Source organism: Rhodobacter maris (genome assembly GCF_900217815.1).
Classification (GTDB): Bacteria; Pseudomonadota; Alphaproteobacteria; order Rhodobacterales; family Rhodobacteraceae; genus Rhodobacter; species Rhodobacter maris.
The window spans coordinates 208,490-218,956 of record NZ_OBMT01000004.1 but is presented as its reverse complement, the minus strand read 5'-3'; the positions used below and the strand labels follow the sequence as shown (position 1 = coordinate 218,956).

Sequence of the window (10,467 nt, the reverse complement as noted above, 5' to 3'; positions counted from 1 at the left end):
GCTTGCCATGGCTCTTCGGAAAGAACGGTTTCAGACGCTCCATCTGCGCCTCGGTCAGCCAGTAAAGATTGCTCATAGATCAGGTCTCCTTGCGGAGCCTGAAACACGCCAGAAGCCTGAAACCAATGGGTCTGCAGCCTAGCCACCTGGCCGGGTTTTGACACAGCCGGCCCTTTCCGGTCATTCGCACATTAGCGATCCGTTCTGCGAAGCCGCCTTTCAAGACCTGCGCAGCGAAATACCTCAGGCGCGCTGAACAATCTCTCTGGTCCATGTGAGCGGCATGCCCGAGAGGCCCGCCCAGCAGTTGGCAAGGCGGAGTGTTCGCCTTACCCTCTCCCCATGCGACGTGATCTTGCTCTTCCTTTCCCCCTTCGCCCCGCGCGTGTCCATGAGGTTTGCGGGCCTGTGGCCTCAAGCTTCGCGGCTTGCCTTGCGGCCGCAGTTCAGGGCCCCGTTCTGTGGCTGCGCGAAAGCTGGCAGGGTGACACGCTCAACCCTGTCGGGTTTTTGCCGGTGTTAGATCCGGTGCGCGTGCTGCTGGCCCACCCAGCCAACCAAACCGATGCGCTCGCCGTTGCGGAAGAGGCGCTGAAGGATGGGGCTGTGGCTCTGGTGGTGCTCGAAATCACCCGCCCACTTGATCTGCGCGAGGGGCGGCGGCTGCAATTGGCGGCGGGGACCGGGGGCACCATAGGGCTGTGCCTGATCCCCGAGGGGATGGGCTCGAATGCTGCCGAAACCCGCTGGCGCGCCACGCCTGTGTTCGATCCAAAGCACGAAGACTCGACTCTGATGCGCTGGGAAATTATTAAGAACAAAATGGGAACATTTGGCGCGTGGAATGTTTGCTGGAACGCACAGGCGCATCGTCTCGATCTGGTTTCCCCGGCTGGCGAGTGACCGGGTTTTACGCGCGCGCCCGGTCGAGGGGCCCTTTGCTCTGTCCCAACGCATCGGCTCCAGCGAAACGATTTATTGCCTGAATGGGGCCGCCGAACGGACCGGGCTGCACCGCGGCATGCGCATGGCCGATGCGCGCAGCTTTTGCCCAAACCTAATTAGCCAGCCCGCAAGGCCCGACCAAGAGGCTCGTTTCCTGCGCCTGTTGCGCCGTTGGGCGGAGCGGTATTGCCCTTGGGTGGGTCTTGAAGGTGCGGATGGGCTGGTGCTGGACATCACCGGAGCCGCGCATTTGTTTGGGGGCGAGGCGGCGATGCTGGCCGATATGCAGGCCCGGCTTGCCCGCGCGGGCGTCACCGCGCAGCTTGGCCTTGCGGCGTCACGCGGGGCGGCCTGGGCGGTGGCGCATTTTGGCGGCAGCGCGGAAACGCTTCTGTCTTTGCCCGTTGCTGCGCTGCGCCTGCCGACGGATACGGTGGTCGCGTTGCAACGGTTGGGCTTGCGCAAGATCGGCGATCTGGCGGCCAGCCCGCGCGCGCCGCTTGCGCGGCGGTTCGGCCAAGACCTGCTGACCCGGCTGGATCAATGCCTTGGCCATGCGCCCGAACCCGTGACGCCAGAGGCTGAGCCGCCGCAATTTGCCACCCGGATGACATTGCCCGAGCCGATCGGCTTGCAGGCGGATGTGCAAGCGGCGCTGGAACGCTTGCTCACCCCGCTGTGCCAAAAGCTCGCCACGCAAGAAATGGGGGCGCGGCGGCTGTGCCTCACCCTGCGCCGGGTCGATCAGGCGAGCCAACAGGTCGAATTGCGCTTGGCTGCGCCGATGCGGGAGCCCGCACGTATCTTGCCGCTTTTTGCCCGCGGGCTCGAAGATGTGGATGCCGGCTTTGGCATTGATCAGATGCGGCTGGAGGCGGTGCAGGTGGAAAGGCTCGCCCCGCCGCAAAGCAATGCCTTGCAAAGCGCCGCACCGGGTCATGCGCCGCCAGAACAACTGGCCGATCTGATCACCCGGATCGGCACGCGGATCGGGCTGGAAAATGTGCTGCGGTTTTTGCCCGCCGAAAGCCATATCCCCGAGCGCGCCTTTTTGCTGGCACCTGCGGCCTTTAGTACCCCGCAGAGCGGCTTCACCGCGCCGCGCCCACGCCCGCTGCGCTTGTTTGCGCCCGAGCCCCTTGCCGCACAGGGGGCGGAGCCGCCGCAGAGTTTCCGCTGGCGGGGGATGCGGCTCACCTTGGGGCGCGCCACCGGGCCCGAACGCATCGCGCCGGAATGGTGGATTGAGGATGAGAATTGGCGCCGGGGCCTGCGCGATTACTGGCGGGTGGAAACGCGCGAGGGGCGGCGGTTGTGGATGTTTTACACCCCGCAAGATCCGGGCTGGTTTGTGCAGGGAGAATTTGCATGAGCTATGCAGAACTTTGCGTGACCTCGAACTTCACCTTCCTCACCGGGGCCTCACACCCCGAGGAATTGGTGGCGCGCGCGGCGGAATTGGGGCTGACGGCGCTTGCCATCACCGATCGCAACAGTTTGGCGGGTGTGGTGCGGGCCTTCTCCGCGCTGAAAACCCTGCGCGAAGAGGCGGCGGGGCTACGCATTCGCTCCAGCGCGCAAATGGACCCATCCTCACGCCAAGAGATGGGCACGCCGCAGGATCTGGCGCGCCCCGAGGTGCTGGGGTTGCCGCGGTTGATTGTGGGGGCGCGGCTGGTGTTGCGCGATTGTCCGCTCGACTGGCTTGCTTTGCCCATGGACCGCGCCGCCTATGAGCGGCTCTCGCGGCTCCTGACCTTAGGCAAGCGCCGTGCCGCCAAGGGGGAGTGCCATCTTGATCTGAGCGATCTGGCGGTGGGCTGCACGGGCATGCTCTTGATCGCTTTGCCGCCAATCGGTGCGCCTGAAACGCTGCAAACTGGGGCGATCCGCGCGCCCCTTCAAACACTCCAGCGCCCCTTTCCCGGCCATGTCTTTCTGGGTGCCGCGCCGCGTTATGATGGCTCCGATCAGGCGTGGTTTCGCGCCTGCGCCAATCTCGCTTTGCGCGCCAATACACCGATGGTGGCGGTGGGTGATGTTCTGATGCACCGCGCCCATCGCCGCCCTTTGGCCGATGTGCTGACCTGCCTGCGCGAGGGGCTGACGATTGATACCATTGGCACCCGCGCGCTGCCCAATGGGGAGCGGCGGTTGAAAAGTGCGGGGGAGATGGCGCGGCTTTTCCGCCACCACCCCGCCGCGATCCGGCGCACGTTGGAAATCGCCGCGCGGTGCAGCTTTGATCTCTCGGAACTCAGCTATGAATACCCTGATGAGGCCAGCGATGGCGAACCCGCTCAAATCCGGCTGGATCGGCTTGCGCGGGAAGGGCTTGCGCGGCGCTACCCCGAGGGGGCCTCGGAACGCGTTTATAAGCTGATGGCCAAGGAATTGGGGCTGGTGGCCGAGCTTGGCTATGCGCCCTATTTCCTCACCGTGCATGACATCGTAACCGAGGCGCGCAGGCGCGGGATTTTGTGCCAAGGGCGCGGCTCGGCGGCCAATTCGATCCTGTGCTACCTGCTCGGCATCACCGATGTCGCGCCCGAGATGATCGGCATGGTGTTTGAGCGTTTCATCTCCCGCCATCGCGGCGAACCGCCCGATATTGATGTGGATTTTGAACATGAGCGGCGCGAGGAAATCATTCAGTGGATTTATGACCGCTATGGCCGCAACCGCGCCGGGCTTTGCGCCACGGTGATCCATTTCCGCTCCCGCGCCGCGATCCGTGAGGTCGGCAAGGTGATGGGGCTGTCTGCCGATGTCACGGCAGCCCTTTCGGGCCAGATCTGGGGCATGTCCAACCAAGGGGCAGACCCGGCGCGGCTGCGCGAAGTGGGGCTTAACCCCGAAGACCGGCGCTTGGCGCTGACCATCCGGCTCATTGGAGAGATCATCGGCTTTCCGCGCCACCTCAGCCAACATGTTGGCGGTTTTATCATCACGCGGGGGCGGCTGGATGACCTCTGCCCGATTGAAAACGCCGCGATGGCGGGGCGCAGCTGCATCGAATGGGACAAAGACGATATCGACGCGCTTGGCATCCTCAAGGTCGATATCCTGAGCCTTGGGATGCTGACCTGCCTGCGCAAAAGTTTCGATCTGCTCGACGCCCACAAGGGCGAGCGGCTCAGCCTCGCCACCGTGCCGCAAGAAGACCGCGCCACCTATGCGATGCTCACCCGCGCCGATGCGGTGGGGGTGTTTCAGGTCGAAAGCCGCGCGCAGATGAACTTTTTGCCGCGGATGAAGCCTGAAACCTTCTATGATCTCGTGATCGAGGTGGCGATTGTCCGCCCCGGCCCGATTCAGGGCGGTATGGTCAAACCCTATATCCGCCGCCGTCAGAAGCTCGAAGCCCCTGAACCTTTCGGCCCCGCACTCGCGGCCGTCACGGCCAAAACCCTCGGCGTGCCGCTGTTTCAGGAACAGGCGATGCAAATTGCCGTTGTCGGCGCGGGCTATTCGGCAGAAGAGGCGGATCAATTGCGCCGCTCGCTCGCCTCCTTCCGGCGCATGGGCACGATCGAGCAGCACCGCGAACGGTTTATCGGCGGGATGCGCGCCAATGGCTATGCGCAAGAGATTGCCGAGGCCTGTTTTGCGCAGATCGAAGGCTTTGCCGATTACGGCTTTCCCGAAAGCCATGCGGCGGCCTTTGCGATGCTGACCTATGTCTCCTCCTGGCTCAAATGCCACCACCCCGAGGTCTTTGCCTGCGCGTTGCTCAATGCCCAGCCGATGGGCTTTTACGCGCCCGCGCAAATTGTGCGCGATGTCCGGGAACATGGGGTAGAGGTGCGCCCCGTTTGCGTGAACCATTCGACTTGGGACAACAGCCTTGAACGCTGCGCCGATGGGCGGCTCGCGCTCCGACTTGGCTTTCGGCAAATCAAGGGCTTGCGGGCCGAGGATGCGGGCTGGCTCGTGGCCGCGCGCGGCAATGGCTACCCCGATATTGAAAGCCTCTGGCTGCGCGCCGGGCTTGCGCCGGCCACGCTGGAACGTCTGGCCGAGGCAGATGCCTTTGCCGGCATGGGGCTCACACGGCGCGATGCGCTCTGGGCGGTGCGCGCGATCCGCGCGCCTGCGCCGCTGCCGCTCTTTGCAAATCCGCTGGATGGCGAGGGGCTGGCCGAGCCTTCTGTGCCGCTGCCCCCGATGCATCTGGGCGAGGAAGTGGTGGAAGATTACATCGCGTTGCGCCTCACGCTCCGGGCCCATCCGATGGAGCTTTTGCGCCCCGGCCTGCCGGGTCTGACATGCCATGACCAATTGGCAACCGCGCCATTGCAGCGCACCACCGTCTGCGGCCTCGTGATCACCCGCCAGCGCCCCGGCACCGCCTCGGGGGTGATTTTCCTCACGCTGGAAGATGAGACCGGGGTCGCCAATGTCGTGGTCTGGCCCAAACTTTACGAACGCTTTCGCCGCGCGGTGATGGGCGGGCGGCTTTTGCGCGTGACCGGGCGGCTGGAGCGCGAGGGGATCGTGGTGCATTTGATTGCCGAGCGTATAGAGGATCTCTCGCATCGGCTCTCAGACCTTGGCCACCCCATGCCCGAACGGATTGGAGGCACGCTGCCCCAAGCCGACGACGCCCCGCGCCCCCCTCGCACAACATCGCGCGCCCGCCACCCGCGCGAGCAGGCCAAGCGGTTGTTTCCAAGCCGGGACTTTCATTGAGCCAAAATAAGGATTGGGGCCCAAGAAGCAAAGGCCGCTATCCTGGGTTCCAGCGAAGAGTGCGCCGCATGTCCGGAATCCGCCCTTGCCGTTGATCGTGTGTCCTGAGCGCCCTCAAAGGTCGTCCCGGAGGTTTTCTTCAGGCTCTGAATCTCTGACATGATGTGATGCGGCTAGAGCTTCGATCTCATCGCCTACCCGAACCTTCGGTGCGTCTCGGCGGCGGCGCGCAGTACATCGCGCAACGCAGCATCATCCAGGCGCCGGTGCCGATACCGCTGACGAGGAAAGGCTCCGACGACGGGGCGAAAACCTGGACCCGCATCGCCGCGCCGATCGGTACCTGCCGCCTCAATGGCATCAACCCCGAGGCCTATATCGCCGCCACGCTCCGCAAGATCCTCGACCCGCACATGCAAAGCGATATCGCCGCGCTCATGCCCTGGAACTTCCGTGAATAGTCAAGCCGCAAGGCAAAGGGCGATGGGCGGGCGGTATGCCAATGGTCCTTGAGATGTGAGGGGCAAATCATTTACCTTCCTGGTGTCAGTGCAAGAAAACTCACCGAGAGTGCTTATTTAATTTAAACGAGATTTGCGATGATCACTTTGGCGCGACAAGCCCTCCTCGTGGCGATTTCTTCCCTTCTCATAACGACCTGCGCGGCGTTGCCGCTTCGCGCCGATCCCCTGGATCAATCCTTCGATCCCGCGGGTCTTGGCCCCAATGATATCCGCCTGATCGAGGCGGCGCTGACGCAGGCGGGCGCTTACGACAGGATGTTCACGGGAGAATGGGGGCCGGGTCTCGATGCCGGCTTCGCTGCTGTAATGGGGTGCTCAAGTGTCGGGTGTAGGCCTGACCTGCGTGCCGTTGCGGGCTTTCTGGACCGCGCGCTTGACCGTTTCGACACCGGGCAATGGGATCTTGTCTATGACCCCGGGATAAACCTCTCCTTCCTAGCGCCTCTGCCGTTCAAAGTGGGTGCGGTCTCGCAAAATGACCATTTCACCCTGCTCTATGATGACGGCACGGTGACGATTGGCGCGATGCAGGGCACAAAGCGCGCGCTCGAGCGCTGGTTCAACCAACTTCGTGAGGCGGCGCTCAAGGACGCGCCGGCGCTTGAGTTGCGCCAGGATGATTACCTGATCTGGTCTGGAGAGGCCCGGATCGATGGTCTTTTCGGGCTGCGCCGGAGTGGTCATGCTCCGGTTCACGCGACTCTCGCGCGCCGCGAGGACAACAGTTGGACCCTCTTTGCGGTCGCCGCCGCCACTTCCGCGGATCGTGCGGCAATGGCGCTTGTGGCGAACAGCATCCAGGGGGGCGAGCAATTTTCGCTGCTCGACCCGCGCGGCACGGAAAATGTTTCGGACTGGTTGAAGGCCCTTCATCTTGAAACGCTCGGGCCCGCTCGAGCTGCGCTGCCCGCGCCAACTCCCGGCGAAGAAAGCCGCTGGATGCTGATGCGGGCCGAGGACGAGCCGCGGCTGGTCTTCGGTCTGCCTGAATCCTCCCAGATGGCCGGGATTGCCGTTGGTTGCCTGGGGTACAAGGACTACACTGTCCAGCTCGTCGCCGCTGACAATAGGCTCGACCCGCAGTTTCGTTTTCCTGATGGTACTGTCATCCGAATGGGGAATCCGGGCTTTCGCAGCACGACAGTGAGCCAGATCGGGCCAGAGTTGCGCCCAGAGAGCGCACGCGCTTTTATCGCCGCTTACAGGCGCGCTGCGGAACGCGCGGAAGGCTCGGTCCGAGTGACGGCCGAGATGCCGGACGGGCGGCGCGAGGTGCTCGAGATCGGCGGGCTCGAGGCGCGGCTTGTTGCCCTGAATGGTATTTGCGAACGCCCGAAGCCGATCAATTTCGAAACTGTCGCGGGTGCGCCGCTTCTGGCGGCACTGCGGCAGCGCGATCTGGCGCGAATGATGCAGCAGATCGAGACGCTTTCGAAGGGTGATATCCGCTGTATGCGCATCGGGCAGACGGGCAGCGTCGAATGTGCCACCGGCAGTGCTTTTCTGGCGGCGATGGGCGACAGCACCTCCGTCTTGGTGCTGTTCGACATGCCTGCACAGACCGTCCACGTCAATCTGACACTGGCGGGCGGGGTGGGGCAAGGGCCGACCGGGCGTCGCTACCTGCAGCATGTCTACCGGTTCTTTTCGGGTCTTGGCTTTCACCCCGAGGAGATCGACGCCTGCCTTGGCGATCTCGCCTTCAAGGCTCTCAAATATGATCACAAGCCGATCACGCAAACTCTGAGCGGCGGGTTCACGCGGCGCTGCAAGGGTGGCTATTTCGGATACCAGACTTATACGGTCGGACTCGGGATGGAGCCGACGCGGCGTTGAGGAGGCCCCTCCGTCACATCGAACTGTCGCAAGTGAGCCGCGCTTCCACCGGATCAATGCTGACGATCGGATCCCATTCGTTAACGCTCTGCTGGCGCGCACGCGCTACCGCGGCGCCAAACCGCAAGACCACCTGTGTGCGCGGCGCGTCAAACTGCACCGACCAGTAATTGATGCCGCTTTCAAGACCCCAAGTGAAAGAGAGCGCGCGCACCGGCACCCCTTGATAGGTGCCCTGAACCGTCATCTCATAGGTGATCACCCGCTCGACCCAGCGGATGTCGACGGCTTCGGGCAGAACCGGAAGCCGCGCTTGCGCGGCGAGCCGAGTGAAGCTTTCAGGCGCCGCGCGATAGCCGCCATTGAAGCTCTCATCGGCAGGATAAATCTCGGCGAGCGCGTCGATCAAAGCGTTGAACCGACGCGAGGGGTGGCAAACTTCGGTGCCGACAAGGATTGGATCGAGCGTTGGCGGATTGGCGGCGACAAGGCCGGGCGCGATCAGGCTGGCAACGAGGGCAAGCAGAAAAGAGCGCATGGCTATGGACTATCTCCGGGGCAGAGGGATCTGGGTTCCGTTCCTCAGGGGGAATACGTGGTTCAAGACGGGTGGTCCGTTACGGTGAGAAACTGCACATGATGAGGGCACGCGAGGAAGGAATCATCGCCAGAACCGGGGGCCGGTAACGGTTGCTGTTCGCGCGGGTCCAGTCGACCGAAGGCCCGAAGACCGAGGCGATCTGCGCCCGGGTCTCGAGGAACTCGACCCCGAAACCGTAAAACTGCATTCCCGGCGCGCCATGCCAGAGTTCGATGTCTTTCACGCGCTGGCCGCGATAAGTGCCTTCGATCTCGAATTTCATCTGCATATGGCCGCTGTCTTCGGTCACAGATGCGGCGCGCAAGCGGCCGGGCAGCAACGCGTCGATGCGGCGCAGCGTCTGGGTGTCGAGCGGGTAGCTCATCACGCCATCGACATTGCGGACCGGGAACATGCGGCTGAGCTTGCGCCGTGCCTCTTTCAACGGGCCAGGTTCGATGCAGAATTCGATCTGATCGAGAAACGCGTCGAGCGAAGCCGCCCTGACAGGCGGAGCGATGACGGGGATCATCAGTGCGACGGCGAGCAGTGAGCGGGCGAGGCGAACAGCAAAGAGCATGACAGCGATCTCCTGCGGGGCGTGAACGGGTTAGTCGATACGGTTGCCCAGCATCACCTCGGTATGGTGATGCCCGGTATGGCCCAGAAACGGCATGCCGGTGACGGTGACCGGCTCGCTAGAGGCCGGGATCGGCGAGACAAGTTGCATCTCGGTGATCTTGCGCACCGCAATCTCCTCCGGGTCGCCCGGAGTCGCATTCAGACAGAAGGGCTCATCAAGCGTGAGGATCGTCGCAACTTCCTCTGCGTCGCCAAGCGCGATATTTTCGTAATTCGGCGGCCCCGGAAAGATCTGTTTGCGCACTGGCCCGGAGACGGTCACCTCCTCCCCCCAGGACCGGCACGGCCCATCCAGTAGGGCGGGCGCCTGCGCACCAGGAAGGGGCATAAGGTTGCCGTTTGCATCAAATCTGCCAAAGAGCCCCGCCGCTGTGCCCGCGCGGATCCCTTGCACGATCTCGCCTGTCTCGGGCAGTTCGATCGGCGCCCCCTCCCCGGGAACGACACTGCCCGCCACCATGGCCATGAGCCCGCGGTTCTCCGCCCCGGTCATCAGCAACAGAGTGTTCCAACCGCGCGGGCTTCGCTCCGAACGCAGATAGAAGATCGTTTCGGAGACATCGCCACTGAGTCCGAGCCCCCTGTCATTTCGAGCAAGAACGGCTGTCACCTTACGGTCGGCCCGGCGCAGGCGATAGCTCGGCGTGCCCGGCTTTGCGCTGGCAAGAAGCTGGTCATGCGTGCCCACGAGTTGGCTCCGGTCGCTCTGCTCGAACGTATAGACGATCGGATAAAACTTGGCGGAAAAACCGAAGCTTGGCCCGCGCAGTTCGATCGGCGTAATCTGCATTGGCGTCAGCAATGAAAAGCCGTACGCATCAAGATAGGTTTCGTGCCAGCCGTCATTTTCAAAGCGGATCTGGTGCTCGGCCGCGCGCAAAAGTACCATAGCGGTCATTGGGACACCCGGCAGGCCCATGTTTGCCATGAACTTTTCGAGTGCAGCCTGACTTGCGGGCCCCCATTTGCCGTCGATCATGCCGTCGTAGCTGCCCTCAAAGGCGATCATGGATTGCAAAAAGCGCAATTCGGTGGCGGACAGACGGCCCGCATCAAACGGATCGGCCAATTCGCTCATATCGAAGGCAAGCGCGGGCGCGGAAAAGACCGCGGCAGCAAGGCAGCCAGCATAAAGAAAAGATCGAAACATGTTTGCACCCAGTAATCTTCGGGATCTGGACAGGCTGCCTCACGGCACTTCGAAGTCAAGGCGGCAAATCGGCGCGGTTGCGCGCCATTGAGATCGTC

At 63.3% G+C, this 10,467-nt stretch carries 7 protein-coding genes and 1 pseudogene; 5 read left to right on the top strand and 3 right to left on the bottom strand.

Going from position 1 to position 10,467, the window contains the following annotated elements; translation table 11 throughout:
* Positions 1-528 precede the first annotated feature (528 nt).
* The 5 genes and pseudogenes from CRO22_RS08805 to CRO22_RS08785 all read left to right on the top strand — a co-directional run bounded on the left by CRO22_RS08805 (position 529) and on the right by CRO22_RS08785 (position 7,997).
* A complete protein-coding gene (locus CRO22_RS08805) occupies positions 529-903 on the top strand; it encodes an ImuA family protein (RefSeq protein WP_394341486.1) in 375 nt (124 codons plus the stop codon).
* Positions 845-2,317, top strand: a complete 1,473-nt coding sequence (locus tag CRO22_RS08800) for a Y-family DNA polymerase (protein ID WP_097069765.1) — start codon at positions 845-847, stop codon at positions 2,315-2,317. Before CRO22_RS08805 ends, CRO22_RS08800 begins: the two co-directional genes overlap by 59 nt.
* Positions 2,314-5,637, top strand: coding sequence for an error-prone DNA polymerase (locus CRO22_RS08795; RefSeq protein WP_097069764.1), 3,324 nt, complete (start codon positions 2,314-2,316; stop codon positions 5,635-5,637). The genes CRO22_RS08800 and CRO22_RS08795 overlap by 4 nt, the downstream gene beginning before the upstream one ends.
* A gap of 269 nt (positions 5,638-5,906) precedes the next feature.
* Positions 5,907-6,098: pseudogene (locus CRO22_RS08790) on the top strand (transposase domain-containing protein); the annotation flags it as partial.
* A 138-nt stretch (positions 6,099-6,236) separates the two neighbouring features.
* Positions 6,237-7,997 (top strand): hypothetical protein, encoded by a 1,761-nt coding sequence (locus tag CRO22_RS08785; RefSeq protein WP_097069763.1) that lies wholly within the window; start codon positions 6,237-6,239, stop codon positions 7,995-7,997.
* A 13-nt stretch (positions 7,998-8,010) separates the two neighbouring features.
* On the opposite strand, the gene CRO22_RS08780 is transcribed toward CRO22_RS08785, so the two are convergent.
* The 3 genes from CRO22_RS08780 to CRO22_RS08770 all read right to left on the bottom strand — a co-directional run bounded on the left by CRO22_RS08780 (position 8,011) and on the right by CRO22_RS08770 (position 10,369).
* Positions 8,011-8,535 carry a hypothetical protein gene (locus CRO22_RS08780; protein WP_097069762.1) on the bottom strand — a complete coding sequence of 175 codons (525 nt, stop codon included), beginning with the start codon at positions 8,533-8,535 and terminating at the stop codon, positions 8,011-8,013.
* A 79-nt stretch (positions 8,536-8,614) separates the two neighbouring features.
* Positions 8,615-9,157: a hypothetical protein gene (locus tag CRO22_RS08775; RefSeq protein ID WP_097069761.1), complete on the bottom strand. Its 543-nt coding sequence runs from the start codon at positions 9,155-9,157 to the stop codon at positions 8,615-8,617.
* A 30-nt stretch (positions 9,158-9,187) separates the two neighbouring features.
* Complete coding sequence (locus CRO22_RS08770) at positions 9,188-10,369, bottom strand: hypothetical protein (protein ID WP_097069760.1); 1,182 nt, start codon at positions 10,367-10,369, stop codon at positions 9,188-9,190.
* Between the last annotated feature and the right edge of the window lie 98 nt (positions 10,370-10,467).

Excerpts from the sequence above, each read along its gene's own strand:
- CRO22_RS08775 (WP_097069761.1), bottom strand. The coding sequence starts at position 9,157 with ATGCTCTTTGCTGTTCGCCTCGCCCGCTCACTGCTCGCCGTCGCACTG.
- CRO22_RS08770 (WP_097069760.1), bottom strand. The coding sequence starts at position 10,369 with ATGTTTCGATCTTTTCTTTATGCTGGCTGCCTTGCTGCCGCGGTCTTT.
- CRO22_RS08800 (WP_097069765.1), top strand. The coding sequence starts at position 845 with ATGTTTGCTGGAACGCACAGGCGCATCGTCTCGATCTGGTTTCCCCGG.
- CRO22_RS08795 (WP_097069764.1), top strand. The coding sequence starts at position 2,314 with ATGAGCTATGCAGAACTTTGCGTGACCTCGAACTTCACCTTCCTCACC.
- CRO22_RS08785 (WP_097069763.1), top strand. The coding sequence starts at position 6,237 with ATGATCACTTTGGCGCGACAAGCCCTCCTCGTGGCGATTTCTTCCCTT.
- CRO22_RS08780 (WP_097069762.1), bottom strand. The coding sequence starts at position 8,535 with ATGCGCTCTTTTCTGCTTGCCCTCGTTGCCAGCCTGATCGCGCCCGGC.